The following is a 26,702-nucleotide window of genomic DNA, read 5'->3' on the forward strand; positions in this document are numbered from 1 at the left end:
CCCCTGGGGCAGGGCACTTCGTGCTGATCCGGTTGCACCCCTGGCACGCTCCCGGCGGTCTGGGTGACCTTGCGGTGGTCGCCGGGCCCGCGCTGTGTCCAGGCCGAGTCCCATTGCCGAGTGTCGCGGGGCACGAGTTGCTTCACGACCGAGCCCCTGGGGCAGGGCACTTCGTGCTGATCCGGTTGCACCCCTGGCACGCTCCCGGCGGTCTGGGTGACCTTGCGGTGATCGCCGGGCCCGCGCTGTGTCCAGGCCGAGTTCCATCGCTGAGTTCCCTGGGTCGCGGACTGCCTTACGACCGAGTCCCCGCGGCATGGAACCTGTGCTGATCCGCCTGAGTCCCCGGCACGCCCCTGCGGCCTGGGCGACCTTGCGGTGATCGCCCGGCCCTGTGCCGTGTCCAGGTTCGACTCTCGCTGCCCGGGGCGCGGACTACCTCGCCACCGAGCCCCCGGACAGGGCACTCCGCGCTGCTCCGGCTGAGCCCCCGCTTGCCCCCTCGGCGGGCTTGAGCGACCTCACGGTGATCGCCGTGCCTACGCCGTGCCCGGACCGAACCCCGCCCCTGAACGGTCCCCGGCCAAAATTCACGCCCGAGCCCCCGCTCAAAACCCCGCGCGCACCCCGGCACTGGCCCGGCTCAAAACCTCGCGCCGAACCCCAGCATCAGCCCCGGCTCAAAACCCCGCGCGGAACCCAAACCGGGCCCAGCTCGAAACCCCGCGCGGAACCCCAGCCCCGGCCCAGCTCAATCCTCGCGCCGAACCTCAGCACCGGACCGGCTCAGAACCCCGTGCCCAACCCAGCATCGTCCCGGCTCAAAGCCCGAGCCGAACCCAACCCTGGGACCCGCTCGATACCCCGCGCCGAACCCCAGCACCGGACCAGCTCAAAATCCCGTCCCGGCTCAGCTCAAACCTCGCGCGGAACCCCGGCACTGTCCCGGCTCAAGTCCTCGCGCCGAACCCCAGTCCTGGCCCGGCTCAAAACCCCGCGCCGACCCCACCCCCCGGCCCAGCCGAAATCCCCGCGCCGACCCCAACCCCCGGCCCAGCTCAAATCCGCACGCCGAAGCTCACCCCGGCCCAGCTCCAGACGCAGCCCCGCACCCCGAGCACCCCACTCCCGCCCCGGCGCCACGAACACCCCCGACGGCCAAGGCTCAGCGCAGCGCCCGCGCCTGTTTGCGGCCCGCCGACGCCGACCGCAGTACCCCCGCGCCCGCCATCAGGAAACCGACTGCCATGAGCATGCTGAGGCCGAACATGTAGGTCGGAAAGGGGGTGGCGCCGAGAAAGAGGGGGGCCACCGTGACCAGGGTGGCCAGGGCGCCGAGGAAGAAGACGATGACTCCGGCGCGGATCAGTCCGTCACCGGGCCCGGCGGAATTCGTTTGGGTTTTGTCACGCACCGGACCAGGGTAGTTCCCAGCGCGAGGGAACAACCCGGCGACGTCTTGTCAGCCGCTCACAGACCATTAGCCTTGGTGTCGGCGGGTCAGGGTCGACCCGCTGTAGTGCTATCCAGAGCAGTTTCCGTGCAGTTTTCCGACGAGTACGAGGACGAGGACAGACGTGCCTACCGGCAAGGTCAAGTGGTTCAACAGCGAGAAGGGCTTCGGCTTTCTCTCCCGCGACGACGGCGGTGACGTCTTCGTGCATTCCTCGGTTCTCCCCGCCGGAGTCGATTCACTCAAGCCGGGACAGCGCGTGGAGTTCGGAGTCGTCGCCGGTCAGCGCGGTGACCAGGCGCTTTCCGTGACCGTTCTGGAGCCCGCCCCGTCCGTCGCGGCAGCCCAGCGCAAGAAGCCGGACGAACTGGCCTCGATCGTGCAGGACCTGACGACCCTCCTGGAGAAGATCACCCCGCAGTTGGAGGGCGGCCGTTACCCGGAGCGCACCGCAGGGAAGCGGATCGCCGGCCTCCTGCGCGCGGTCGCCGACCAGCTCGACGTCTGACCTCCGGAACCGAAAGGACCTCCAGGACCTCCAGGATCTCTGGGAACTCCAGGACCTGGGAGTCCACCCCGCAGCCGAACCCCGTAGCCCTCCCAGCGACGCGAGACCTACGGAAACGCCAGTGCCCCCGGCGCGAGCGGCGGTACGAGTCCCTCGGCCGCCGCCCGGGTCAGCAGCCCCCGGATCGCCGCGTAGCCGTCCTCCCCGAGGTCGGCGGTGAACTCGTTGACGTACAGCCCGATGTGCTGGTCCGCCACCGCCGGGTCCATCTCCTGGGCGTGCGCCATGACGTACGGCCGGGAGACCTCCGGGTCGTCCCAGGCGGCCCGTACGGAACCACGGACGGCGTCCGCGAGACCCCGCAGGGTCTCCGCGCCCAGCGACCGCTTGGCGATGATCGCGCCGAGCGGGATCGGCAGCCCGGTGGTCCGCTCCCAGTGCTCGCCCATGTCGGCGAGCTTGTGCAGCCCGTACTCCTGGTAGGTGAACCGCGCCTCGTGGATGACGAGTCCGGCGTCCACCTTGCCGTCCCGCACGGCGGGCATGATCTCGTGGAACGGCATCACCACGATCTCCCCCACCCCGCCGGGCAGGGTGTCGGCGGCCCACAGCCGGAACAGCATGTACGCGGTCGAGCGCTCGCTCGGCACCGCGACCGTACGCCCCGTCAAGTCGGCGCCCGCCTCCCGCGTCAGCACCAGCGGACCGCAGCCCCGCCCCAGCGCGCCGCCGCAGGGCAGCAGGGCGTACTCGTCGAGGACGTACGGCAGGACGGCGTACGACACCTTCAGCACGTCGTACTCGCCGCGCTCGGCCATGCCGTTGGTGATGTCGATGTCCGCGAAGGTCACGTCCAGCGCGGGCGCGCCGGGGACGCGGCCGTGGGCGAGGGCGTCGAAGACGAAGGTGTCGTTGGGGCAGGGCGAGTACGCGATCTGCAGCGGCGCGCCGGCCGCCGGGGATTCACTGGTCATGCGGGTTCCAACTCTCCAGGACGGGCGCGATCTTCCCGAAGCCCTCGGCGAGGGCGGCGAGCGCGTCGCCGATGCGCCAGGCGGCGCGGTCGCGCGGGCCGACCGGGTTGGACACCGCGCGGATCTCCAGCACGGGCACCCCCTGCGCGGCGGCGGCCTCGGCCACCCCGAAGCCTTCCATGCCCTCGGCCAGGGCACGCGGATGACGGGCACGCAGTGCGGCGGCGCGCTCGGCGGTACCGGTGACCGTGGAGACGGTCAGGACGGTGCCGGGGCGCGCGCCGGACGCCTCGACGATCGCTCGTACGGCTGAATTCGGTGGCACATGGTTGACGGTTCCGAAGCCGAGTTCGGTGACCGGCACAAAGCCGTCGGCGGTCTCGGCGCCCAGGTCCGCGACGGTGATCGCGTCCGCGACGACCAGCGAGCCCACGGGCGCCTCCGGGAGGAAACCGCCGCCGATCCCGGCCGAGACGACCAGACGGTACGGCGTGCCCGCGAGGGCGGCCGCGGTGAGCGCGGTGGCGGTGGAGGCGGCGGCGAGCGCGGGACCCACCCCGGCGGCCAGCAGATCGCACCCGGCGCCCGTACGGAACACGGACACGCCCGGCAGCCGGAGTTCCTCGGCGGTGCCCGCGAACGCCCGTGCCACCGCGTCCCGTTCGGCGGGGACGGCGGTGGCGACGAGTACGCGGGCGTGCACGGCGGGGACCGGGGTCAGGAGTCGGACTTCTTGACCTTGAAGCTCCACAGACCCTTGGCTGCCTTCTCGCCCATCTGGACCGACACGGTGTTCGTGTTGCCCTGGGTGCCGTACTGCGCGTTGAAGAAGGCGCTGCTCGGGATCGTGCGGTACGTCTTCTTGCTGGCGTCGGTGAACTGGCGGCCGTTCACCAGCAGGGTCCAGCCCTCGTCCGCGATCTTCGGGTCGACGCCGATGCGGACCGTGCTGTCCTGGTCCACGTCGATCGACTTGATGTCGCCGGCCTTCTTGGCGCACTTCGCCAGGGTCTGCGCGTCGAGCGCCTTGCCGTCGTTCCAGCAGACGGCCTCGGAGTTGACCGAGCTGTCGCCGACGGTCACCGTCGCGACGGGCGTCGGCTTGTCACAGGCCGACAGGACGAGCAGTCCGGCGGAAACGGCACCGGCGACGGCGACGGCGCGGCGGCGTCGCGAGCGGGATTGCAGCGAGGTCATGGCCGAAGGCTATCGGGCACCCCGGCGGTGACCCCCACGTGGGGTACGGCGTGCCCGGTTCGTTACGACGACGGCGCCCGCCGGTACGGCTCGCGGTGCCCGCCGGGGACGCCCCCGCGGCGCGCCCGGGACGCCCCCGGCGGGTCCCGCTCCCCACCGCGGACCCTCACACCACGCGCGCCCGCGTCCGCCCGCCGTGCCGCGCCGACGCCAGCAGCCCGCGCAGCGTCGTCACCCAGCCGGTGGCCACGATCAGGGCGGCGATCGAGAGACCGAGCGTGCCGTTCAGGGGCAGCACGATGCCGATGGCGCCGCCGAGCACCCAGGCCATCTGGAGCAGGGTCTCGGAGCGGGCGAAGGCAGAGGTGCGCACCGCCTCCGGCACGTCCCGCTGGATCAGCGCGTCCAGGGACAGCTTCGCCAGCGCCTGCGCGAACCCGGCGACGGCGGACAGGCACGCGACCAGCACGGCGCCGAAGAAGGCGGCGGCCAGGACCGCCGTACCGAGCGCCACGGCGACCACGGTCACGATGATGACCTCGGGCGCGCGGGACTTCAGCCACGCCCCCACGGCTGTGCCCAGCGCGTTGCCCGCGCCCGCCGCCACGCCCGCGATGCCGAGCGAGACGGCCGCGCTCACGCCGGTCAGCGGGTGCTCGCGCAGCAGGAAGGCGAGGAAGAAGATCAGGAAGCCGGACAGACAGCGCAGGGCGGCGTTGGCGCCCAGCGCGTGCGTGACGGCCGTACCGACCGAGCGCAGCCCCGGGCGCCGGGCGCGCTGTTTGCCGCGCGGGTCCGGCAGACCCGAGCCGTCGGCGGACAGCAGCGCCACGTCCTCGCCCTTGGCGGAGTCCACCTTGTGCGGCAGCGTGAACGACAGGACCGTACCCGCCACGAAGATCACGAAGGCGCCGTACAGGGGCCAGGGGTCGCCCACCATCTGCAGACCCGCTCCGATGGGTGCGGCCACACCGGTGGCGAGCAGCCCGGCCAGGGTGACCCGGGAGTTCGCCTTCACCAGCGAGAAGGCGGGTGGCAGCAGCCGGGGCACGACCGCGCTGCGCACCACGCCGTACGCCTTGGAGGCGACCAGGACGCCGAGCGCCGCCGGGTACAGCTCCAGGGCGCCGGTCGCGACCGCCCCCGAGATGACCAGCGCGAGCAGCGCGCGGGCCAGCATCGAGGCGGCCATGGCGGCGCGGCGGCCGTGCGGGAGGCGGTCCAGGAGGGGACCGATGACGGGGGCGAGGACGGTGAAGGGCGCCATGGTGATGGCGAGATAGAGCGCGACGCGCCCGCGCGCCTCGTCGGTCGGCACGGAGAAGAACACGGTCGAGGCGAGAGCGACGGTGATCATCACGTCTCCGGCGCCGTTCACCGCGTGCAGCTCGATCAGCTTGCCGAGCCCCGACTCGCCCGCGCCGTGCGCGTGCGTCACCCGCCGGATCCCGCGCGCCGTCCCCGTCACCGGCAGATGCAGGGCACGCCCGACCGAGCGGACGACACCGCCGACCCGGCCCGAACCGCTGCCACCGCTCCCCCTGTCCGTGGCTGCCACGAGCTTCATACTGCCCCGAGGAGACGGGACATGTGCGTTTTGCGGCCGAGCGAGTTGATCGGCGTACGGGCCGCGCGGGGCGCCCGGAGCACCCGTACGGGGCGCCGCGCGGCCTGTTCGGCACGTCTTCGCCGGTGAGCGCGGAACCCGCCGAACCGCAGCGGACTGTCCCCCACCACGGGCGACGGGGTAGCGTGCCTATCTCAGCCATAACGCAGAATGGATGGCAGAGGTGCGCCCGCGCGTGATCGGACGCGGACGTCGATGCGGCCCACAGGTCCGCTCCGTCCGCTTCACCGCCGGAGGGCATCCGCACTCGTAGACGGCGTAGGAGAGAAGCGATACCTGTGAGCGCAGCGACCACGCGAAGCCGCACCCCCGACCGCCTGTGCGCCGAGGCGATCGACCTCGCCCGCGCCGCAGCGGAGGAGGCGGCCGCGCCCGGCGTGGTCGGCGAGCACATCGGGATGACGTCGGAGGGTGACCGTGTGGTCACCCACTTCTTCGAGTGCAAGGAACCGGGCTACCGGGGCTGGCGCTGGGCCGCCACCGTCGCCCGCGCCTCCCGCGCCAAGCTCGTCACCCTCGACGAGGTCGTGCTGCTGCCCGGCCCCGACGCCATCCTCGCCCCCGAATGGGTGCCGTGGAGCGAGCGGCTGCGCCCCGGCGACCTCGGTCCCGGCGACCTGCTCCCCACCGAGGAGGGCGACCTCCGCCTGGAGCCCGGCTTCAGCGGCGAGGAGGAGCCCCCGCCGAACTCCGTCGTCGCCAAGGGGATCGCGGAACTCGCCGAGGAGGAGGACGCCGACGTCACCCCCGGCAGCCCCGCCGAACAGCAGACGGTGCCCGCGCGCGGCTCCATCGCGGCGGTCGCCGAGGAGCTGGGGATGCGCCGCGCCCGCGTCCTCTCCCGCTACGGGCTGCATGTCGCCGCCGACCGCTGGGAGGAGGCGTTCGGTCCCAAGTCCGCGATGGCCCAGGCAGCCCCCGCCACCTGTGCCACCTGCGGTTTCCTCAACCCCATCGGCGGCTCCCTCGGCCAGGCGTTCGGCGTCTGCGCCAACGAGTTCTCCCCGGCCGACGGCCGCGTCGTCTCCCTCGCCTACGGCTGCGGCGCCCACTCCGAGGCCGCCGTCATGCCCACCCCGCCCCGCCCCGCCGAACCGGTCGTCGACGAAACCCGCCTCGACCCCTTCCCCCTCCGCCCCACCCCCGACCCCGGCTCGGTCCCGGACGCGGGCGACGCGGAAACGGCAGAACTGGGCCACGCGTAGCCCCTCCGGGGGGCGCCGGGTACTTCGGTGGCTCCGGGGGAGTGGTGGTGGGCGCGTTCCGGGCTTGGGGTTCGTGTCGGCTCGGCTGGTTGGGGTGCTTCGGTGCCTCGGGGTCTGGTGGGGTACGGCGTTTCGGGCTCGGGGTTCGTGTCGGCTCGGCTGGCTGGAGTGCTTCGGTGGTCCGGTGCCTGGTGGGTATGGCGTTTCGGATTCGGGTCCGATGTCGGCTCGGCTCGCCGGGTGCTTCGGTGGCTCCGGGGGGAGTGGTGGTGGGCGCGTTTCGGGCTCGGGGTTCGTGTCGGCTCGGCTCGTTTGGGGTGCTTGGGTGCCTCGGGGTCTGGTGGGGTACGGCTCTTCGGGCTCGGGGCTGGCTGGAGTGCTTCGGCGGTCCGGTGCCTGGTGGGTACGGCGTTTCGGATTCGGGTCCGATGTCGGCGCGGCTCGCCGGGGTGCTTCGCCGGTCCGGTCCGGGCGCAGGTGGGTACGAGCGTTCCGGGCTTGGCGCCGATGTCGGCGCGGCTCGCCAAGACGCTTTAGTGGCCCGCGCTCTGGTGGGGTGCGGAGTTTCGGGCTCGGGGTCGATGTCGGCTCGGTTTGCCGGGGTGCTTTGGTGCGCGGGGCAGTTGGGTACGCGGCTTCCGGACAGGGATCGCCCACGACCGGCTGTCCAAACTGCCCGGCCGCTCACCGGGACCGGCCGGACCACCATCGGCTCCCGTCAGGTACTGCTGCCCACCCCGGACACCGCGACCGTCGACCCTGATGTGCTCGGCAGCTTCGGCTCGAACGGGCTGAGGTGGTGCGAGTTCGCGGGTTCGGGAAGCCACGTCGCGCGGGATCGGCAGAGGACCATGACGGCACCGGCCCGGGTGGGCTTGTGACGGCACCAGTTTGGGCGGGCTGTGACGGCACCTGTGCGGGCAGGCGAGGGCGGCACCAGGGCGGGCTGTGACGGCACGACTGTGGGCGGGTCGTGACGGCACCGGTCCGGGCGGCCGTGACGGGACCAGTCCGGCGGGTCTGACGGCCCAGTCCGGGCGGGCCCGAGTGCCCCGCTTCTCAAGCCCGCAGCGGAGCGCAGAACCCCGGCACTTCGCGCCCGCAGGGGATCAGCGGAACCAGAGGTCCGTGTGCCCCCGCCCCTTACGCCCGCAGCGGAGCGCAGAACCCCGACACCTCGCTCTCGCAGGGGATCAGCGGAACCAGAGGTCCGTGTGCCCCCGCTCCTCAAGCCCGCAGCGGAGCACAGGACCCCCGCACCTCCTGCGTCCCGCCTTCGCAGGGGATCGGCGGACCAGTCCCGGCTACGACCCACCCCCGCAGGGGATCGGCGGACCAGCCCCGGCTACGACCCACCCCCGCAGGGGATCGGCGGACCAGCCCCAGCCCCGACCCGCCCCCCAGGACACCCGCCGTACAGCCCACGCACCCCGCTCCCCGCCGGCAGGCGTGAGGCGTCAGCGGAGGAAGTCCAAGGGGCCGATGATCCGCAGGCGTCGGCCCCGGGTGATGTTCGGTGGGGTCGTGAGGGTCAGTTCTGTCCAGACCGTTTTGCAGGAGGAGAAGGAGTCGGTGGTGCCCCAGCGGGCGGAGAGGGCGTCGACCAGTTGGAGTCCGTAGCCCTCGCCCAGGCGGGGGAGCCGGTCGCTGCGGGAGTCGGTCAGTTCGATGCGGAGGTGGTCGCCGAAGATCAGCATCGTGAGCCGGAAGTAGCGGTCGGGCGCGCGCCCGTGGGTCGTGGCGTTCTTGGCGAGTTCGGCGACGACGAGCGGGCCGTTGTCCGGTGGCAGCCCCCAGGAGCGCAACTGCTCGGTGGCCAGCAGCCGGGCGAGACGCGCCCCGCGGGGCGTGGACGACAACGTCACGCGGAAATGCGGGATGTACGGCATGTTTTCGTCGATCACGCTGTCCAGCGTGGCCCCGCCCACGCGCGGTGAACAGTCACGATGTCGATACGTACGGTTACTGTCCGGAACCTGTCCGGCGATGTCCGGGCTGTCGGGGCGCCCCCGGCGGACGTTCCGTCAGGACCACGGCGGCGACCGCCGGTCCGACAGCGCCGCGCGCCCGCGCGTACGCCGCGAACGGCCGCACCCGCCCTCGCTGTACCTTCGACCTCACGCCGATGAGGAGAGTGTGATCGTGAGCAAGTACGTGCGGCCGGCGGCCGAGGGCGCCGACCCCTTCGGTACCGCCCGGCTCCGCCGCGGTGTCCTCGACGCCTGGGCCACCAGCCCCGCCCGGTTCCGCGAGGACGCCAACGCCGAGGAGGACCTCGCACTCGGCGGCTACCGGGACCGGCTCGTGGTCGAGCTGGCCCAGAACGCCGCCGACGCCGCCGCCCGCGCCCGCGTCCCCGGCCGCCTCAGCCTCACGCTCCGCGACCACGTGCTGATCGCCGCCAACACCGGCGCCCCCCTCGACGCGGTAGGCGTCGAGTCCCTGTCCACCCTGCGCGCCTCCGCGAAGCGGGACCGCGACGACGAGCACGGCACCGCTGGGACGGTCGGCCGCTACGGCGTCGGTTTCTCCGCCGTCCTCTCCGTCACCGACGAGCCCGCGATCGTCGGACGGCACGGCGGCGTCCGCTGGTCGCTCGCCGAGGCGCGCGAGCTGGCCGATCAGACCGCCCGGCACAGCCCCGGGCTCGGCGACGAGGTGCGCCGCCGCGACGGCCACGTCCCCCTGCTGCGCCTGCCGTTCGCCGCCGAGGGCACCGCCCCGGACCCGTACGACACCGCCGTGATCCTCCCGCTGCGTGACGCGGCCGCCGCCGGACTGGCCGAGCGGCTCCTGGACGCCGTGGACGACGCCCTGCTGCTGGCCCTGCCCGGTCTCGAGGAGGTCGTGGTCGAGATCGCCGGGGAGAAGCCGCGCACCCTGCGCCGGAGCACCGACGGCGCCGTCACCGTCGTCGAGGACTCCCGCGACGGCCGCACCCGCTGGCGCACCGCCTCCGCGCACGGCCCCCTCACCCCCGAGCTGCTCGCGGACCGCCCCGTCGAGGAACGCCTGCGCCCGCACTGGTCGGTGACCTGGGCCGTGCCCGAGGACGCCGAGGGCCATCCCGTGCGCCCCCGCACCAGTCCCGTCCTGCACGCCCCCACCCCCAGCGACGAGCCCCTCGGCGTCCCCGCCCTGCTCATCGCGTCGTTCCCGCTGGACACCACCCGCCGCCACACCGCGCCGGGACCGCTCACCGACTTCCTGGTCCAGCGCGCCGCCGACACCTACGCCGAACTCCTCGCCGCCTGGCGCCCGGTGACCGAGGGCGCCATCGACCTCGTCCCCGGCCCGCTCGGCAAGGGCGAACTGGACGGCGCGCTGCGCCAGGCCGTGCTCGACCGGCTCCCGCGCACCGCGTTCCTGCCCCCGGCGCTCGCGCCCGGCGAGGACGACGACCTGCCCGAGGCGCTGCGCCCGAGGGACGCCGAGATCGTGGAGGGCGCGGGAGCGCAGACCGTACGGGTCCTCGCCGAGGTGCTGCCCACCCTGCTCCCCGCCGGACTTGAGCGGCGCCCCGAACTGCGCGCGCTCGGTGTCGCCCGCCTCCCGCTCGCGGACGCGATCGACCGGCTCGCCGGGCTGGAGAAGGACCCCGAGTGGTGGTGGCGGCTCTACGACAGCCTCGCCGGGATCGACCCCGACCGGCTCTCCGGGCTGCCGGTGCCGCTCGCCGGGACCGGTCGCACCACCATCGGTCCCCGCCAGGTGCTGCTGCCCACCCCGGACACCGCCGCCGTCGACCCCGACGTGCTCGGCCGCCTCGGTCTCAAGGTCGCCCACGCGGACGCCGCCCACCCGCTCCTGGAGAAGCTGGGCGCGCTGCCCGCCACCCCGCGCGCGGTGCTCACCACCCCGCAGGTGCGGGCAGCCGTGGCCGCCTCGCTGGACGACGAGGGCGGGGCGCTGTGGGAGGAGGACGCGCCCGACGCCGAGGAACTGATCGACACCGTCCTGGCGTTGGTGCGCGACGCGGGTCTGGAGCCCGGTGACGAGCCCTGGCTCGGCGCGCTCGCCCTGCCCGACGAGGACGGCGAACTCGCCCCCGCCGGTGAACTCGTCCTGCCCGGCAGCCCGTTCGCCCACGTCATCCGTGACGGCGAACTGGCAGCCGTGGACCTGGACTTGGCCGAGCGGTGGGGGCAACAGCCCCTGACCGCCTGCGGGGTGCTCGCGGACTTCGCCCTCGTCCGCGCCACCGACGTCGTTCTCGACCCGGACGAACTGGAGCCCCGTGAGGGCGACTTCGCCGAGCCCGACGACGCCGGTCTGCTCGACTCGGTGGACGTGTGGTGCGAGGACATCCTCGACCGCTTCCCGGACAGCCCGGTCCCGCCCGTCGCCACCGAACTCGTCGCCGTGCGCGACCTGGACCTCGTGGACGACGACCGCTGGCCCGAGGCACTCGCCCTGATCGCCCAGCCGCCGCTGCGCGACGCCCTCACCCAGCCGGTCCGCGTCCTGCTGCCCGATGGCACCCACGAGGTCGTACGGCCGTACACCGCCTGGTGGTTGCGCGGGCACCCGGTGCTCGACGGACGCCGCCCGGCCGGACTGCTCGCGGCGGGCGGCGACCCGCTGCTGCGCGGGCTGTACGACGAGGCGGACGCCACCGGGTTCGAGGACGAGCAGGTGCTGCGCGCCCTCGGTGTACGCACCTCGGTCGCCGCCCTCCTGGACGAGCCCGGCGGCGCCGCCGAACTCCTCGACCGCCTGGCCGACCCCGACCGCCCGGTGAGCCCCGCCCAACTGCACGGTCTCTACAGCGCCTTGGCCGACCTCGACCCGGAGCAGGTGACCCTGCCGGACGAGGTGCGCGCGGTGACCGACGGGCGGGTGACCGTCGTGGACGCGCGGGACGCGGTGGTCGTCGACTCGCCCGACCTGCTGCCCTTCACCTCCGGTGTGCCGCTGCTGCCGGTACGCCCCGCGCGTGCGGCGGAGCTGGCCGAGCTGTTCCAGGTGCGGCGGCTGAGCGAGTCCGTCACGGGCGCGGTGGACTCCGAGGGCGCCGAGCACGACGTACCGGACGCGGTGCGGGCGCTGCTCGGCTCGCGCACCCCGGCGCGGTACGTCGAGCATGACGAACTCGTCGTGGACGGTGTGGAGATCGACTGGCGGCTCACCGACGACGGCGTCCTGCACGCGGCGACCCTGGAGGGCGTCGCCGCCGGTCTCGCCTGGGCGGCGGGGCAGTGGCCGCGGCGGTTCGAGGTGGCGGCGCTCCTTGAGGACCCGTCGCGGACGGAGGAGCTGGCGCGGGACCGCTGGTTCGACTGAGCGGGACCCGTGTGCGGGTGAAGCGGAACTGGATCTTCACGAAGTCACTTCAGAATCCTCAACATCCGTACAACCATTCGTCCCAGGCGTATGTCTGATCGGGTGAGCCAACAGGCTCCCCAGATCTCTGGGCTCCGGGAGGCGTTGGCATCCCGGAGCCCCATTACGCAGGGGAACGCACATGCGCATTCGCGCCACCGTGGCCGCCGTCACCGGCGCCGTGGCCCTCTCTGCCTTCGCCGGCACGGCCGCTCACGCCGTCGGCAACGACTCCGCCTACGACGCGGCAGCCGTGAAGATCGTCAAGGGGACGCACGCCGACGCCGCCAAGCAGGGTGTCCGCGCCACGCCGACCGACGGCGAGCCGTACGCCCTGAACGCGTCCTTCTCCAACTTCAAGGTCGCCAAGGCGATCAAGGTCGGCACCACCAACCACGTGTCGACCTCCATCAGCTACACGCTGACCCACGGCGCCGACGTGGACGTCCAGGCCGACGACTTCGTCTCCTACGCCGCCCTCTACAAGGGTTCGTACGACGAGCCGGACAACGTGCTCCTCGGTGACGGCATCGCGGCCACCTGCACCGTCGTGACGGACACCACCGCCACCTGCAAGGGCACGATCGACATCTACCCCGGCGAAGGCGAGCTGTGGAACTCCGACGCGGGTTCCTGGAAGGCTGTCGCGGCCGCCGTCGCCTTCAACGGTCAGGACCCTGACACCGGCGACATGTCCAAGGTCGGCGTCGCCGAGAAGGGTGGCCTGGCCACCACCTCGGTCCTGCGCAACTCCCGCCTCACCACCAACGCCTCCCCTGAGCCGGTGAAGAAGGGCGCGACCATCACGGTCACCGGTGCCCTGACCCGCGCCAACTGGGAGGACAACAAGTACCACGGCTACACCAAGCAGTCGGTGCAGCTCCAGTACAAGAAGAAGGGCGCCTCCAGCTACACCACGCTGAAGACCGTCACCTCCGACTCCAAGGGCAACCTGAAGACCACCGTCAAGGCTTCCGCCGACGGTTACTTCCGCTACAACTTCGTCGGCACCTCGACGACCCCGGCGATCGCCTCGACCTCGGACTTCGTCGACGTGAAGTAAGCGCCACCCCGCAGCAGTTCCCCACCGGCCCCGAAGGCACCCAGCCTCCGGGGCCGGTGGCATGTCCGCCACGTTCCCCCGGCGGGGTCCCGTGGGGCGGGCTTGACTTGGGGATCAAGGTCTCTTGACTTGGGGGCTGACCTGGCAATACGTCGGCAAAATTCGATCAGGTGAGGCGTCCGGCGTACAACTCGGCGGACCTGTCATGAATCTGATCACCCGAGTCGACCGACTCACCGAACTCTTCTCCCTCCTAGGGAACACACATGCGCATTCGTGCCTCCGTGGCCGCCGTCACCGGCGCCCTGGCGCTCTCCGCGTTCGGCGCGTCCGCCGCGCACGCCGCCCCGGCCGACGCCCCGCCGTACGCCCTGAACGCGTCCTTCTCGAACTTCAAGATCGGCTCGTCGATCAAGGTCGGGACGACGAACGAGGTCAGCACGACCTACACGTACACCCTCACGTACGGCTCGGACGTCAACATCAAGGCGTCCGACTTCTACACCGACGCCTACCTCTACCGCGGCTCCGTGGACGACCCGTCGGCCACCGTCGAGGGAGACGCCCCCGCCACCTGCAAGGCAGCCACGTCCACCACCGCCACCTGCACCGGCACGGTCGACGTCTACCCCGTCGACGGCGACCTGCTGAACTCGGACGCGGGCAAGTGGTCCGTGGACGTCGAGGCTGTCGCCCTCAACGGCCAGAACCCCGACGACCCGGCCGACGGCAGCAAGATCGGCTTCGCCGAGAAGGCGGGCGTCGCCACCACCAGCCTGCTGCGCTACTCCAAGCTCACCGTCAACGCCTCCCCGGAGCCGGTGAAGAAGGGCAAGACCATCACGGTCACCGGTGCCCTGACCCGCGCCAACTGGGAGGACCACAAGTACCACGGCTACACCGGCCAGTCGGTCCTGCTCCAGTTCAAGAAGAAGGGCGCGACCAGCTACACCACCGTCAAGACGGTGACCTCGGACTCGTCCGGCAACCTGAAGACCACCGTCACCGCCGCGAGCGACGGCTACTGGCGCTACAGCTTCGCCGGTACCTCCACCACCCCCTCGGTCAGCGCGACCGGCGACTACGTGGACGTGCAGTAAGCCCCGTAGGTGAGTACGCCCCCGCCTAGGCGGGGAAGCGGCGGTCGACCCATCTCCACATGAGTTCGAGGACGGCCGCCGCCACCGCCGCGATGCCCACCGCGGCCCACGGCATCGTGTTCCCCACCAGGCGCAGCGCGAAGAAGTCCTGCAGCCAGGGCACGATCAGCACGAACAGGAACGCGACCCCCATCGCCGCCACCAGCGCGACGCGCCACCACGTGTAGGGGCGGGCGATGATGGCGAGCACCCACATGGAGATCAGGAACAGGGTCAGCGTCGCCGCACTGGTCTCGGCGGACAGCGCCCCCGCGCCCGTGTAGTGGTGCCGGGCGAGCAGATACGTCACGAACGTCGCGACCCCCGCCACCAGCCCGCCGGGTATCGAATACCGCATGACCCGGCGCACGAAGTGCGGTCGCGCCCGCTCCGTGTTCGGTGCGAGGGCCAGGAAGAAGGCCGGGATGCCGATGGTGAGCGTGGACAGCAGGGTCAGATGCCGGGGCAGGAACGGGTACTCCACCTGCCAGCACACCACCAGCAGCGCGAGCAGCACCGAGTAGACGGTCTTGACCAGGAACAGCGTCGCCACCCGGGTGATGTTGCCGATGACCCGCCTGCCCTCCGCGACCACCGAGGGCAGCGTCGCGAAGCTGTTGTTCAGCAGCACGATCTGCGCCACCGCGCGCGTCGCCTCCGAGCCGGAGCCCATCGAGACACCGATGTCGGCGTCCTTCAGCGCCAGCACGTCGTTCACCCCGTCGCCGGTCATCGCGACCGTGTGCCCCTCGGACTGGAGCGCGCCGACCATCTCCCGCTTCTGGCGCGGGGTGACCCGCCCGAACACCGTCGCCCGGTCCATCGCCCTGGCCATCTCCGGCAGCTCGGCGGGCAGCTTCCGGGCGTCCACCGCAGTGCCCTTCAGCCCCAGCTTGTGGGCGACCGCGCCCACCGACACCGCGTTGTCCCCGGAGATGATCTTTGCGTGGACATGCTGGTCGGCGAAGTAGCGCAGGGTCTCCGCCGCGTCCGGGCGCAGCCGCTGCTCCAGCACCACCAGGGCGACGGGACGGGCGCCCTCGGCGGGCTCGGGCGCGTCCAGCCCCTGAGCGGCGCGGGCAAGCAGCAGCACCCGCAGCCCCTGCTCGTTGAGCCGTGAGGTCTCCGCGAGCGCCGGGTCGTCCGCGCCGAGCAGCACGTCGGGCGCGCCCAGCAGCCAGGTGCTCACCTGACCGTCGCCTTCGCTGAACGCCGCCCCGCTGTACTTGCGCGCGGAGGAAAAGGGCAGCGCCTCCACGCACCGCCACTCCTCGCTGTCCGGATAGGCGTCGATGATCGCCTGGAGGGAGGCGTTGGGGTGCGGATCGGCCTCCCCGAGGGCGCCGAGCACCTTGCGCGCGTGCTCCTCGTCGGCGCCGTCCAGCATCCTGAGCGCGGACACGTCCATGCCGCCCTCGGTGAGTGTGCCGGTCTTGTCCAGGCACACCGTGTCCACCCGGGCCAGCCCCTCGATCGCGGGCAGCTCCTGCACCAGGCACTGCTGGCGCCCCAGCCGGATCACGCCGATGGCGAAGGCCACCGAGGTGAGCAGCACCAGCCCCTCCGGCACCATCGGGATGATCCCGCCGATGGTGCGCGCGACCGAGCCCTTGAAGTCGTTGCTCTTCACCACGAGCTGGGTGACGATCAGACCGAGCGCGGCCGGGATCATCATCCACGTCACGTACTTGAGGATCGTGGAGATGCCGGTGCGCAGCTCGGAGTGGACCAGGGTGAACCGGGACGCCTCCTCCGCGAGCTGCGCCGCGTACGCCTCGCGGCCGACCCTCGTCGCGGTGAAGGCGCCGCCGCCCGCGACCACGAAGCTGCCGGAGAGCAGCCGGTCGCCGCTGTGCTTGAGGACCGGGTCCGCCTCGCCGGTGAGCAGCGACTCGTCGATCTCCAGTCCGTCCGCCTCGGCGCACACCCCGTCCACCACGATCTTGTCGCCCGGTCCGATCTCCACCAGGTCGTCCAGCACGATCGCGCTGGTCGGCACCTCGACGGATCTGCCGTCCCGGCGCACGGTCGGCCGGGCCTCCCCGATCACCGCGAGCGAGTCCAGCGTCTTCTTCGCCCGCCACTCCTGCACGATGCCGATGCCGGTGTTGGCGAGGATCACGAAGCCGAACAGGCTGTCCTGGATGGGCGCGACGAACAGCGTGACGATCCACAGCACGCCGATGATCGCGTTGAACCGGGTGAACACGTTCGCCCGCACGATCTCGGAGAGGGAGCGGCTGCTGCGCACCGGTACGTCGTTGACCTGACCGCGTGCCACCCGTTCCGCGACCTGCGGGCGGGTCAGTCCCGCCGAGCGGGTGCCGGGCGGCGCGACCGGGTGCACGGGGTCCAGTCCGGCGCCCGCGTCGATATGCGTCATGCCTCGACGTTACGTGCGGACGGCCCGGATCACCTGCCGAGTGGCCGGAAATAGGGGACGGCTCAGGGGCGCCCCCGGCGTGAACCGGGGGTACCCCTGAATCCGTTCCGGGGCGAGTCGCGGCGACCCGCACCGCCGCGGCAGCACACGGCGACCGGCACCGTCGCCGCGGCGACCCGCACCGCCCCCTCAGCGCAGCGCGGGCGGCGCCGCGTCCGCCGAGGTGCCCCACGCCGAGGGCGTCCCGCCCACCGTGAAGGCCAGCGAGCGGTGCGCCCGCAGGTCGGCGGTGGTCAGATACGTCCGCCCGTAGGCGGCGCCGTCGAGCCGCGCCGACCGGATGTAGCGGGCGTTGGCGGAGGTGCCGGGCGCGCTGATCGTGAGCCTGCCGTGCGGGAACCAGCGGCGGTCCAGGGTGAGGTCCACACGGTCGAAGACGGGCGTGGACAGACCCCAGGTGTCGTAGCCCGGCTGGACCGGGAAGACGCCGATGGACGACAGCACGTTCCACGCGGACATCGTGCCGAGGTCGTCGTTGCCGGTCATGCCGGTCGGACCGTCCGTGAACAGGGTCAGCGCCGCGTGCACCACGTCGGTGGTCTTCCACGGCTGGCCGGTGGAGAGATAGGTGTAGGGGGCGATGAGGTCGGGCTCGTTCTGCGGGTTGTACTTGTCCGCGTTGTAGTAGTCGTACGGCCCGTTCACCCAGGTCTCCCGCGCGGTCTTCGCCGGGTCCTTCAGCAGGTCGGCGTAGGCGAAGAAGGAGTCGAGGCGGTCGTTGGCGGTCTGCTTGCCGCCGATCAGGTCCACCATGCCGGGCAGGTCCTGCGGGACGAGCCACTGGTACTGCCACGAGGTGCCCTCGTGGAAGCCCTCGCTCTGCGCCGGGTCGGCAGGACCGGTGAAGGCGCCCGAGGCGTCCCGGGCCCGGAAGAAGCCGGTCGACGGGTCGAAGACGCGGCGGTAGTTCTGGGCGCGGGCGGCATAGCGGGTGGCATCGGCGCGGTGCCCGAGGTCACGGGCCATCTGGGCGAGCATCGCGTCGGAGAGCGCGTACTCCAGGGTGGCCGAGGCGCCGTGGTCGTAGTCGGAGTCGCCGGGCTTGGCGTGCGGACGGTCCTTGACGTAGGGGGCGAACCCGTCGGCGATGTACTCCTTGTTCGCCTCGCGCCCCACCGCGGGGGAGTCGGCAGGGGGCACACCGTCGGCGTTCTTCTTCAGCGCCTTGTACGCCCGCTCCTCGTACCCCTTGAGCAGACCCTGCTGGTAGGCGTTGGTGAGGAACGGGGTGACCGGGTCGCCGGTCATGATGTTCGTCTCGACCGTGCCGTAGCCCCACTTGGGCAGCCAGCCGCTCTCCTCGTCGATGTGGACGACGGAGATCGCCATGTCCCGTGCCTCGCGCGGCGCGAGCAGGGACAGCAACTGGGACTGGGTGCGGTAGGTGTCCCACAGGGACCAGTTCTGGTAGTAGGTGAAGCCCTTGGCGCGGTGGACCTTCTGGTCCCAGCCGGTGTAGCGGCCGTCCGTGTCGCTGCCGACGTTCGGCGCCAGGAACGAGCGGTACAGCGAGGAGTAGAAGGTGCGGCGCAGCGTGTCGTCGCCGCCCTGGACGCGTACGTCGTCCAGCCGGTCCTCCCAGGCCCGCCGCGCCGCCGTACGCACCGCGTCGAAGGAACGGCCGCCCTCCGCGCGCAGGTTGAGCGCCGCCCCGCGCGCGTCCACGTAGGAGAGCGCGGTGGTCGCCTCGACGGTGCGGTCCTCGGTGGTGTCGAAGCGGACGTACGCGCCGTCCGCGCCGGTCTTCGCGCCGTCGGTGACCGTGGAGCCGGTCCAGGTGCCGTGGGCGGTGAAGGGACGGTCGAAATGCGTGACCGTGTACAGGGTGTACGGCACGGTGTCCTGGCAGAAGCCGCGCCCGGTGAGGGTGGTGCGCAGGGTGTGGTCGTCCAGGATCTCGACCTTGGTGGCGACCTTGCTGTGCAGCGACTGGGCCGCGTTGACCAGCACGTTCGCCTTGGTGGTGGCGGGGAAGGTGTAGCGCTGGACGCCGGTGCGGGCGGTCGCGGTCAGCTCCGCCTCGATGCCGCTGTCCAGGCCGACGCGGTAGTAGCCGGGGCTCGCGCTCTCGTCGTCGTGGCTGAACTTCGCGGCATAGCGCGCGTAGTCGGTGGTGGTGACGTCACCGGTGGTGGGCAGGACGGGCAGGTCGCCGCCGAGACCGCAGCCGACGCCCGAGAGGTGGACCAGGGAGAAGCCTCTGATGTGGTCCTGGGCGTAGTCGTAGCCGGTGTTGTGGCCGGTGTCGGGGGAGAGCTGCACCATGCCGAAGGGCACGGCGGCGCCCGGGTAGGTGTTGCCCTCGTTCTGGGTGCCGATGAACGGGTTGACGAGATCGGTCAGCCGGGTGCCTGCGGGCGGGCCGGACTGTGCGGTGGCGGGGGCGGCGAACAGCGCGGTCGCCGCCAGCGTCCCGGCCAGGCACAGACCGATTTGCCGTGTCCATGTCATTTAGACCTCTAGGGAAGCGGGCCGGACTTGCTCGGGGAGGCGTAAGGCAACGTTGTCAGCAGTGCGGAACAACGTTGTCATCGGACAGCAGTGGGCATGACAACACGGAATCCGCATTCCGTCCAGGGGTCTCGCACGAGGGTCCTGCGGGCCGCTGTGGCCGCCCGGTCACTCGACCGGTACGGCTTCCCGCGCCGCGTCCCGCTTGATCGCCGCGTCCCGCTTGCGGACGTACCAGATGCCGATCAGACCGAGTCCGGCTCCGGCCAGGCAGGTCCACACCCACCACAGGTGTCCGTGGTCCTCGAACCAGCCGTAGAAGGGCAACTGGACCAGGAAGAGGACGAACCACAGGATCGTGCCGCCGGTGATGGTGCCGACCACGGGCCCCTCCAGGGGCTCCGGCGCTTCGTGCCTGGGTGTCCACTTCGTCATGGCAGACAGCTTACGAGGTGGCCCGGGTCACTCGGCAGGCGCTGTTCCCCTCGGATGTTCCGCCGAAATCTACGCGTGGAGTTAGCGATCCGGGGTTCATACGTTCATACTGAAACGGTTTGCCTTTGACCGCTTCTGATCGTAGGAAACTCCAACGGGGCTCGGGGGAACCCCAATGGTGATGAGGAACCGAATGCCCACGTCGGCACCCACCAAGGCCGCCCCCGCCCCTGAGCAGCCGGGCGGTACGCCCGCCTATGGCGCCATCGACCGCTACTTCAAGATCTCCGAGCGCGGCAGCACCGTCGGTCGCGAGATCCGTGGCGGTTTCGCGACCTTCTTCGCGATGGCGTACATCATCGTGCTGAACCCGATCATCCTGAGCAGTGCCAAGGACATGTACGGGCACCATCTGGACAGTGGTCAGCTCGTGACGGCCACCGCGGTCGCCGCGGCGTTCACCACCCTGCTCATGGGCGTGATCGGCAACGTCCCGATCGCGCTCGCCGCCGGTCTCGGCGTCAACACCGTGGTCGCGCTCCAGCTCGCGCCCCGTATGTCCTGGCCCGACGCGATGGGCATGGTGGTCCTCGCCGGCTTCGTCGTGATGCTGCTGGTGGCGACCGGTCTGCGCGAGCGCGTCATGAACGCCGTGCCCTACAGCCTGCGCAAGGCGATCTCCATCGGTATCGGTCTGTTCATCATGCTGATCGGTCTGGTGGACTCCGGCTTCGTCAGCCGCATCCCGGACGTCGCGCAGACCACCGTCCCGCTCCAGCTCGGCGCCGACGGTCACCTCAACGGCTGGCCGGTCCTGGTCTTCATCCTGGGCGTGCTGCTCACCCTCGCGCTGATCGTCCGCAAGGTCCCCGGCGCGATCCTGATCTCCATCGTGGCGATGACCGTCCTCGCGGTGATCATCAACCTCGTCGCCAAGGTGCCCTCCTGGGGTCTGACCACCCCGAAGTGGCCGGGCAACCCCCTCGACACCCCGGACTTCGGACTGATCGGCAAGGTCAGCCTGTTCGGCGGCTTCGGCAAAGTCGGCGTCCTGACGGGCATCCTCTTCGTCTTCACCGTCCTGCTGTCCTGCTTCTTCGACGCCATGGGCACGATCATGGGCGTCAGCGACGAGGCGAAGCTGACCGACGCCCAGGGCCAGATGCCCGGCATCAACAAGGTCCTCCTGGTCGACGGTCTCGCCGTCGCGGCGGGCGGCGCCACCTCCTCCTCGGCCACCACCTGCTTCGTCGAGTCCACGGCGGGCGTCGGCGAGGGTGCCCGCACGGGTCTGGCGAACGTGGTCACCGGCGCGCTGTTCGCCGTCGCGCTGTTCCTCACCCCGATCGCCACCATGGTGCCCTCGCAGGCCGCCACGCCCGCGCTGATCGCGGTCGGCTTCCTCATCCTGGCGGGCTCGGTCCGCGAGATCGACTGGGCCGACTTCACCATCGCCATCCCGGCCTTCGTGACCATGGTGATGATGCCGTTCACCTACTCGATCACCAACGGCATCGGCATGGGCTTCATCACCTTCGTGGTGCTGCGCCTGGCGGCCGGACGCGCCCGGGAGGTCCCGGCGGCGATGTACGTCGTCGCGGCGGTCTTCGGCTTCTACTACCTGATGCCGGCACTGGGTCTGACCTGACGGGTGGCCCCAAGGGGAAACACTCCCCGGGGCCACCCCCGGCACCCGGCCCGGTCAGGGCACTACGGGGTCACACGAGGCGTCACGAGCCTCCGGTGTGGCCCCGTAGAACTTCTCCGTCTCCTCCACCGCGTTCTGGAAGCGCTCGTCGAAGTCGTCGCGGACGAGCGTGCGGATCACATAGTCCTGCACGCTCATTCCCCTCTTGGCCGCACGGTCCCGGAGCCTCTCTAGCAGCTCCCCGTCCATCCGCAGGCTGAGCACACTGGTCCCCATGCGTACGAGGGTCGCCATATCCGGCCACCCGATGGGTCACTTTTCGCAACTGACTCACTCTTATGGGTGATCTATGGCTTCAGTGGCGCGCATCACGGGCATCGCGGTGCGTCCCCGTTGTTCTTTAGTCAGAGTAATGAGTTACGCTAAAGACATGCCGGACCTCACCCATGGCGACGACTCGGCCGCCGTGAACTCCCTCCGCTCCGCAGTGATGCGGCTGTCCCGTCGGCTCAAGCACCAGCGTGTCGACGAGTCGCTGAGCCCCACCGAGATGTCGGTGCTCGGCACCCTGTCCGTGTGCGGCCAGGCCACCCCGGGCGAGCTGGCCCGCAAGGAGCACGTCCAGCCGCCGTCGATGACCCGCATCGTCGCGCTGCTCGAGGCCAAGGGACTGGTCCGGCTCCAGCCGCACCCCGAGGACCGCCGCCAGAAGGTCGTCACCAGGACCGAGCAGGCCGAGACGATGCTCGAGGAGAGCCGTCGCAAGCGCAACGCGTTCCTGGCCGGTCTGGTCGAGGGCCTCGACGAGGACGAGTGGGCCGCCCTGCGCGCCGCCGCCCCCGTGCTGGAGAAACTCGCGCATCTGTAAGCCAAGCAGTACCCGCAAGGAGGCGACCTTTTGAGTACGGGCCCCGGAGCAGCTTCCGCCCCCGCACCGACCACCCCTACGAACCCCTCGCCCGCCAAGTCCTCGATGTTCAGCTCGCTGAAGGTCCGGAACTACCGGCTGTTCTTCATCGGCCAGGTCGTCTCCAACACCGGCACCTGGATGCAGCGCATCGCCCAGGACTGGCTCGTACTCAGCCTCACCGGCTCCTCCGCCGCCGTCGGCATCACCACCGCCCTGCAGTTCCTGCCGATGCTCCTCTTCGGTCTCTACGGCGGTGTCCTGGTTGACCGGCTGCCCAAGCGCCCCACGCTGCTGGTCACCCAGACCGCCATGGCGCTCACCGGCCTCGCGCTCGCCCTGCTCACCCTCTCCGGGCACGTCCAGGTCTGGCACGTCTACGTCGCCGCGTTCGCGGTCGGTCTCGCCACGGTCGTGGACAACCCGGCCCGGCAGTCCTTCGTCTCCGAGATGGTCGGCCCCGACCAGCTCCAGAACGCGGTCAGCCTGAACTCCGCGAACTTCCAGTCCGCCCGGCTCGTCGGTCCCGCCGTCGCCGGTCTGATGATCACCGGCGTGGGCACCGGGTGGGCGTTCCTCTTCAACGGTCTGTCCTTCGTCGCGCCCATCGCGGGTCTGATGCTGATGCGCGCCCGCGAACTGCACCCCGGCCGCCGTGCGCCGCGCGGCAAGGGACAGTTGCGCGAGGGGCTGCGTTACGTCGCCGGGCGTCCGGACCTGATCTGGCCGGTCGTCCTGGTCGGGTTCGTCGGCACCTTCGGCTACAACTTCCCGGTCTGGCTCTCCGCCTTCGCGGACAACGTCTTCCATGCGGGCGCGGGCGCCTACAGCCTCTTCAACACCCTCATGGCCGTCGGCTCCCTCGGCGGCGCCCTGCTCGCCGCACGGCGCGGCACGGCCCGCCTGAGGGTGCTGATCGCCGCCGCGATCGGGTTCGGCGCGCTGGAGACGGTGGCGGCGGTGACGCCGGAGTACTGGCTGTTCGCGGCGCTCATGGTGCCCATCGGCGTCTTCGGGCTCACGGTCAACGTCACCGCGAACACCGCCGTGCAGATGGGCACCGACCCGGCCATGCGCGGCCGGGTGATGGCCCTGTTCATGATGGTCTTCATGGGCGGCACGCCGCTGGGCGCCCCGCTCGTCGGCTGGATCACCGACGCCTACGGCGCCCGGGTGGGCTTCGCGGCCGGTGGTCTCGTCTCGGTCGCCGCGGCGACCGCGATCGGCCTGGTCCTGGCCCGGGTCGGCAATCTGCGCCTCGCCCTGGGCTGGCACCGGGGGCATCCGAGCCTGCGCTTCGTCCCGCGCCGTGAGCGGGAGGACGAGCGCGAGGAGCTGACGGCGGTCGCCTGAGGTCTCCGGAAGGCGTCCTAGACCCGGCGGGTCAGCACCAGCCCCGGCCACTCCTTCTCCCCGACGGTGAAGGACTCGGCCGGGGCGAAGCCGTTCTTCTCGTAGAAGGCGACCAGCTTGCCGTCGTCGCCCGCGTAGCAGTCGACGCGCAGCAACGAGACCCCGGCGCGGCGGGTCTCCTCCACCGCGTGGGCGATGAGCGCGGCTCCGGCGCCGTGGCCCTTGAAGCGGCGGTCGGAGGTCAGGACCTGGAGGTAGCGCTCGGGCTCGTCGGCGGGGGTCACGTAGTGCGTGGGGGAGTCCGCGAGGACCATCGCGGCGGCCGCCTCGCCGTCCACCTCCGCGATCCAGAGCACGCCGTGCGCGACGTACTTCTCGATCTTCGCCACCGCCGCCGGGTCCTCGGACCAGGGACGGCTGCTCCACTGCCCGGTACGCCCCTGGGCGGCCAGCCAGGCGACCGCGCTGTCGAACATTCCGAGGACCAGCGGTACGTCCGCCGGGCCGCCCTCCCGCATCGTGATCGTCATGTCCTCATCATGCGGGTGCCCCGCGGCTCCGTCTGCCAGGGTGAGGGCATGAGACTCTTCGCCGCCGTCCTGCCCCCGGCGGACGCCGCGGCCGAACTGGCCGCCGAGGTCGCGCTGCTGCGGAAGCTGCCCGGCGCGGACGAACTGCGCTGGACCGGCCGCCCCGGCTGGCACTTCACCCTCGCCTTCTACGGCGAGGTCCCGGACGAGCTGGTCCCCGCCCTCGCGGAGCGGCTGGCCCGCGCCGCCCACCGCACCGCGCCCTTCCCGCTCGCGCTGGCGGGCGGCGGGCGCTTCGGGGGCGGCAAGGCGCTGTGGACGGGCGCGCACGGCGACGTGGCGGCCCTGCGGCTGCTGGCCGAGCGGGCGCGGTCGGCGGGGCGCAAGGCGGGCGTCGGACACGAGGAGCACCGGCGCTACCAGCCCCACCTCACCCTCGCGCGCGGGAGGGGCACCGTGGACCTCCGCCCGTACACCGACGCCCTCGCGGACTTCGGCGGTCGTACCTGGACCGTCGACGCCCTCACCCTGGTCCGCAGCAACCTGCCGACCTCCGGCGTGCCCGGTGAGCAGCCCCGGTACGAGGCGGTCGCCCGCTGGGTACTGGGCGCGTCCGGTTAGGCTCGTTCCCGTGGACCCGAAAACCCGGAACCGGATCATGGCCGGTGCGCTTGTTCTCATGCTGGTGGTCGTCGCCGTGGCGGCCCTCCGCTAGCGGGGCCGCTCCGCGGTGTGTCCGGGAGCGGCCCTCACTGTCGTGCCGACGGCTTTTGTTGCCGCTACCAGGCCGCCCCTACCAGGCGAACGCCTCCGGAGAGGGTCCCGGACCCGGGAAGATCTCGTCCAGGCCCGTCAGCACTTCCTCGCTCAGCTCCAGCTCCACCGCGCGCAGCGCGGACGCGAGCTGGTCCGCCGTGCGCGGTCCGACGATCGGACCGGTGACGCCGGGGCGGGTCAGCAGCCACGCCAGCGCGACCTCGCCGGGCTCCAGACCGTGCTTGGCCAGCAGCTCCTCGTACGCCTCCAGGCGCGCGCGGACGGCCGCGTTCGCGAGCGCGTCGGCGGCGCGGCCCGAGGTGCGGCGACCGCCCTCGGCCTCCTTGCGGATGATCCCGCCGAGCAGTCCGCCGTGCAGGGGCGACCAGGGGATGACACCGAGCCCGTACTCCTGGGCTGCCGGGATGACCTCCATCTCGGCGCGCCGCTCCTCCAGGTTGTACAGGCACTGCTCGCTGACCAGGCCGATGGTGTTGCCGCGCCGCAGCGCGGTCTCGTTCGCCTGGGCGATCTTGTAGCCGGGGAAGTTGGAGGAGCCCGCGTAGAGGATCTTGCCCTGGGTGACCAGGACGTCGATCGCCTGCCAGATCTCCTCGAACGGGGTGTTCCGGTCGACGTGGTGGAACTGGTACAGGTCGATGTAGTCCGTCTTCAGCCGCTTCAGGCTGGCGTCCACCGCGCGGCGGATGTTCAGCGCGGAGAGCTTGTCGTAGTTGGGCCACGCGTCGCCTTCTGCGCCCATGTTCGCGTAAACCTTGGTGCCCAGTACGACTTTCTCGCGCCGCTCGCCGCCCTTGGCGAACCAGTTGCCGATGATCTCCTCGGTACGGCCCTTGTTCTCACCCCAGCCGTACACGTTCGCCGTGTCGAAGAAGTTGATCCCCGCGTCCAGCGCCGCGTCCATGATCGCGTGACTGTCCGCCTCGTCGGTCTGCGGCCCGAAGTTCATGGTCCCCAGCACCAGCCGGCTGACCTTCAGTCCCGTACGTCCAAGCTGCGTGTACCTCATGCCTCCCTAGCCAACGACTTGAAGTGCGCTCCAGGCAAGCGGGTGGGGTCAGTCGCGGGGGAAGGCGCCGGTTTCGAGGACGAGGTCCAGCGGGGTGCCGGTGAGGTTCATCCCGCCCCCGAAGGTGACCGTCAGCCTGACCGCGTAGGTGTCCTTCTTCGGCGTGGTGTAGGCGTGGGACCTGCCCTGGCGGGGGTCCACGACGAGATACACCGGGACTCCCGCTTCGGCGTACGCGGCCACTTTCGGGCTGTCCTCGGGGTCCGTCGTGTCCTGGGGCGTGACCTCGGCCGCGAACTCGATGTCCGCACAGCGCCAGAGACCGGCTGCCGTCCGCTCGGCGCCCTCGGCGAGGAGCATCAGGTCGGGGGCGAAGCTGTTGAGCGGTCCTGGCAGGTCGAGCCGGACATCCGACTTCAGCCGGTTGCGCGGGTACTTCGTCCGCAGTTGGTCGTACAGGTCGGCGGTGATGTCCCACCGGGTGTCTCGTCGCCGGGTCAACTGGACGGTCCCCTCGATGATCTCGGCCCTGTACCCCTGGGGCACCGGCATCGCTTCGAGGAGCGCGAACCAGTCGTCCAGCGTGCTCGTCGTGCCGTTCGCGGCCACGTGGCTTCCCTCCCCACCGTTCTCGGGCGAGTTGTTCAACGAAGCGCGCGGC

General features: G+C 71.4%; 22 protein-coding genes. 9 read left to right on the forward strand and 13 right to left on the reverse strand.

The window, feature by feature from the left end:
- Positions 1–1,165 precede the first annotated feature (1,165 nt).
- A complete protein-coding gene (locus IF655_RS25420; protein WP_199587444.1) occupies positions 1,166–1,414 on the reverse strand; it encodes a hypothetical protein in 249 nt (82 codons plus the stop codon).
- Between the two features lie 163 nt (positions 1,415–1,577).
- Between IF655_RS25420 and IF655_RS31565 the strand changes: the two genes are divergently transcribed.
- Entirely contained in the window at positions 1,578–1,961 is a 384-nt protein-coding gene (locus IF655_RS31565) for a cold-shock protein (protein ID WP_199587445.1), read from the forward strand.
- Positions 1,962–2,068: 107 nt separating this feature from the next.
- Here IF655_RS31565 and IF655_RS25430 read toward each other — a convergent pair whose 3' ends face one another.
- The 4 genes from IF655_RS25430 to IF655_RS25445 all read right to left on the reverse strand — a co-directional run bounded on the left by IF655_RS25430 (position 2,069) and on the right by IF655_RS25445 (position 5,699).
- Positions 2,069–2,935 carry a 1,4-dihydroxy-6-naphthoate synthase gene (locus IF655_RS25430; protein ID WP_199587446.1) on the reverse strand — a complete coding sequence of 289 codons (867 nt, stop codon included), beginning with the start codon at positions 2,933–2,935 and terminating at the stop codon, positions 2,069–2,071.
- The gene (locus IF655_RS25435; RefSeq protein WP_199587447.1) at positions 2,925–3,638 is read right to left on the reverse strand and encodes a futalosine hydrolase; all 714 of its coding nucleotides are present in this window, start codon (positions 3,636–3,638) and stop codon (positions 2,925–2,927) included. The genes IF655_RS25430 and IF655_RS25435 overlap by 11 nt, the downstream gene beginning before the upstream one ends.
- Before the next feature lie 14 nt (positions 3,639–3,652).
- Positions 3,653–4,132 (reverse strand): DUF2771 domain-containing protein, encoded by a 480-nt coding sequence (locus IF655_RS25440; RefSeq protein ID WP_199587448.1) that lies wholly within the window; start codon positions 4,130–4,132, stop codon positions 3,653–3,655.
- Between the two features lie 166 nt (positions 4,133–4,298).
- A complete protein-coding gene (locus tag IF655_RS25445; RefSeq protein ID WP_199587449.1) occupies positions 4,299–5,699 on the reverse strand; it encodes an MFS transporter in 1,401 nt (466 codons plus the stop codon).
- A gap of 338 nt (positions 5,700–6,037) precedes the next feature.
- On the opposite strand from IF655_RS25445, the gene IF655_RS25450 reads away from it, so the two are divergent.
- Positions 6,038–6,964: a DUF3027 domain-containing protein gene (locus IF655_RS25450; RefSeq protein ID WP_199587450.1), complete on the forward strand. Its 927-nt coding sequence runs from the start codon at positions 6,038–6,040 to the stop codon at positions 6,962–6,964.
- Between the two features lie 1,457 nt (positions 6,965–8,421).
- On the opposite strand, the gene IF655_RS25455 is transcribed toward IF655_RS25450, so the two are convergent.
- Positions 8,422–8,853, reverse strand: a complete 432-nt coding sequence (locus IF655_RS25455; RefSeq protein WP_199587526.1) for an ATP-binding protein — start codon at positions 8,851–8,853, stop codon at positions 8,422–8,424.
- A gap of 253 nt (positions 8,854–9,106) precedes the next feature.
- On the opposite strand from IF655_RS25455, the gene IF655_RS25460 reads away from it, so the two are divergent.
- From IF655_RS25460 to IF655_RS25470, 3 genes are all read left to right on the forward strand, one after another.
- Positions 9,107–12,247: a sacsin N-terminal ATP-binding-like domain-containing protein gene (locus IF655_RS25460; protein WP_199587451.1), complete on the forward strand. Its 3,141-nt coding sequence runs from the start codon at positions 9,107–9,109 to the stop codon at positions 12,245–12,247.
- A 181-nt stretch (positions 12,248–12,428) separates the two neighbouring features.
- Entirely contained in the window at positions 12,429–13,349 is a 921-nt protein-coding gene (locus IF655_RS25465; protein WP_199587452.1) for a hypothetical protein, read from the forward strand.
- A 266-nt stretch (positions 13,350–13,615) separates the two neighbouring features.
- Positions 13,616–14,449: a hypothetical protein gene (locus tag IF655_RS25470; RefSeq protein WP_199587453.1), complete on the forward strand. Its 834-nt coding sequence runs from the start codon at positions 13,616–13,618 to the stop codon at positions 14,447–14,449.
- Positions 14,450–14,474: 25 nt separating this feature from the next.
- On the opposite strand, the gene IF655_RS25475 is transcribed toward IF655_RS25470, so the two are convergent.
- From IF655_RS25475 to IF655_RS25485, 3 genes are all read right to left on the reverse strand, one after another.
- Positions 14,475–16,871: an HAD-IC family P-type ATPase gene (locus IF655_RS25475; protein ID WP_199587454.1), complete on the reverse strand. Its 2,397-nt coding sequence runs from the start codon at positions 16,869–16,871 to the stop codon at positions 14,475–14,477.
- Between the two features lie 189 nt (positions 16,872–17,060).
- Entirely contained in the window at positions 17,061–19,382 is a 2,322-nt protein-coding gene (locus tag IF655_RS25480; protein ID WP_199587455.1) for a GH92 family glycosyl hydrolase, read from the reverse strand.
- A 168-nt stretch (positions 19,383–19,550) separates the two neighbouring features.
- Positions 19,551–19,817, reverse strand: coding sequence for a DUF2530 domain-containing protein (locus tag IF655_RS25485; protein ID WP_199587456.1), 267 nt, complete (start codon positions 19,815–19,817; stop codon positions 19,551–19,553).
- Between the two features lie 193 nt (positions 19,818–20,010).
- On the opposite strand from IF655_RS25485, the gene IF655_RS25490 reads away from it, so the two are divergent.
- Positions 20,011–21,465: an NCS2 family permease gene (locus IF655_RS25490; protein ID WP_199587457.1), complete on the forward strand. Its 1,455-nt coding sequence runs from the start codon at positions 20,011–20,013 to the stop codon at positions 21,463–21,465.
- 54 nt (positions 21,466–21,519) lie between these two features.
- On the opposite strand, the gene IF655_RS25495 is transcribed toward IF655_RS25490, so the two are convergent.
- Positions 21,520–21,759: a ribbon-helix-helix protein, CopG family gene (locus IF655_RS25495; protein WP_199587458.1), complete on the reverse strand. Its 240-nt coding sequence runs from the start codon at positions 21,757–21,759 to the stop codon at positions 21,520–21,522.
- 136 nt (positions 21,760–21,895) lie between these two features.
- On the opposite strand from IF655_RS25495, the gene IF655_RS25500 reads away from it, so the two are divergent.
- Positions 21,896–22,333 (forward strand): MarR family winged helix-turn-helix transcriptional regulator, encoded by a 438-nt coding sequence (locus IF655_RS25500; protein ID WP_199587459.1) that lies wholly within the window; start codon positions 21,896–21,898, stop codon positions 22,331–22,333.
- Positions 22,334–22,363: 30 nt separating this feature from the next.
- Positions 22,364–23,725, forward strand: coding sequence for an MFS transporter (locus IF655_RS25505; RefSeq protein WP_242488933.1), 1,362 nt, complete (start codon positions 22,364–22,366; stop codon positions 23,723–23,725).
- A gap of 17 nt (positions 23,726–23,742) precedes the next feature.
- Here the strand turns inward: IF655_RS25505 and IF655_RS25510 are convergent, their stop codons facing one another.
- Positions 23,743–24,255, reverse strand: a complete 513-nt coding sequence (locus tag IF655_RS25510) for a GNAT family N-acetyltransferase (protein ID WP_199587460.1) — start codon at positions 24,253–24,255, stop codon at positions 23,743–23,745.
- Between the two features lie 48 nt (positions 24,256–24,303).
- Here IF655_RS25510 and thpR point away from each other — a divergent pair, with 48 nt between their 5' ends.
- Entirely contained in the window at positions 24,304–24,876 is a 573-nt protein-coding gene (gene thpR, locus IF655_RS25515; protein ID WP_199587461.1) for an RNA 2',3'-cyclic phosphodiesterase, read from the forward strand.
- Positions 24,877–25,048: 172 nt separating this feature from the next.
- Here the strand turns inward: thpR and IF655_RS25520 are convergent, their stop codons facing one another.
- Both IF655_RS25520 and IF655_RS25525 read right to left on the reverse strand, forming a co-directional pair.
- Positions 25,049–26,041, reverse strand: coding sequence for an aldo/keto reductase (locus IF655_RS25520; protein WP_199587462.1), 993 nt, complete (start codon positions 26,039–26,041; stop codon positions 25,049–25,051).
- A 48-nt stretch (positions 26,042–26,089) separates the two neighbouring features.
- A complete protein-coding gene (locus IF655_RS25525) occupies positions 26,090–26,650 on the reverse strand; it encodes a Uma2 family endonuclease (protein ID WP_307815056.1) in 561 nt (186 codons plus the stop codon).
- Positions 26,651–26,702: the final 52 nt, after the last annotated feature.

Source organism: Streptomyces sp. DSM 110735 (assembly GCF_016482685.1).
Taxonomy (GTDB): domain Bacteria; phylum Actinomycetota; class Actinomycetes; order Streptomycetales; family Streptomycetaceae; genus Streptomyces.

Bases quoted from the DNA above. Each gene is read 5' to 3' on its own strand.
- IF655_RS25520 (WP_199587462.1), bottom strand. From the start codon at position 26,041: ATGAGGTACACGCAGCTTGGACGTACGGGACTGAAGGTCAGCCGGCTG.
- IF655_RS25475 (WP_199587454.1), bottom strand. From the start codon at position 16,871: ATGACGCATATCGACGCGGGCGCCGGACTGGACCCCGTGCACCCGGTC.
- IF655_RS25470 (WP_199587453.1), top strand. From the start codon at position 13,616: ATGCGCATTCGTGCCTCCGTGGCCGCCGTCACCGGCGCCCTGGCGCTC.
- IF655_RS25445 (WP_199587449.1), bottom strand. From the start codon at position 5,699: ATGAAGCTCGTGGCAGCCACGGACAGGGGGAGCGGTGGCAGCGGTTCG.
- IF655_RS25455 (WP_199587526.1), bottom strand. From the start codon at position 8,853: ATGCCGTACATCCCGCATTTCCGCGTGACGTTGTCGTCCACGCCCCGC.
- IF655_RS25480 (WP_199587455.1), bottom strand. From the start codon at position 19,382: ATGACATGGACACGGCAAATCGGTCTGTGCCTGGCCGGGACGCTGGCG.
- IF655_RS25465 (WP_199587452.1), top strand. From the start codon at position 12,429: ATGCGCATTCGCGCCACCGTGGCCGCCGTCACCGGCGCCGTGGCCCTC.
- thpR (WP_199587461.1), top strand. From the start codon at position 24,304: ATGAGACTCTTCGCCGCCGTCCTGCCCCCGGCGGACGCCGCGGCCGAA.
- IF655_RS25490 (WP_199587457.1), top strand. From the start codon at position 20,011: ATGCCCACGTCGGCACCCACCAAGGCCGCCCCCGCCCCTGAGCAGCCG.
- IF655_RS25485 (WP_199587456.1), bottom strand. From the start codon at position 19,817: ATGACGAAGTGGACACCCAGGCACGAAGCGCCGGAGCCCCTGGAGGGG.
- IF655_RS25430 (WP_199587446.1), bottom strand. From the start codon at position 2,935: ATGACCAGTGAATCCCCGGCGGCCGGCGCGCCGCTGCAGATCGCGTAC.
- IF655_RS25495 (WP_199587458.1), bottom strand. From the start codon at position 21,759: ATGGCGACCCTCGTACGCATGGGGACCAGTGTGCTCAGCCTGCGGATG.
- IF655_RS25440 (WP_199587448.1), bottom strand. From the start codon at position 4,132: ATGACCTCGCTGCAATCCCGCTCGCGACGCCGCCGCGCCGTCGCCGTC.
- IF655_RS25500 (WP_199587459.1), top strand. From the start codon at position 21,896: ATGCCGGACCTCACCCATGGCGACGACTCGGCCGCCGTGAACTCCCTC.
- IF655_RS25510 (WP_199587460.1), bottom strand. From the start codon at position 24,255: ATGACGATCACGATGCGGGAGGGCGGCCCGGCGGACGTACCGCTGGTC.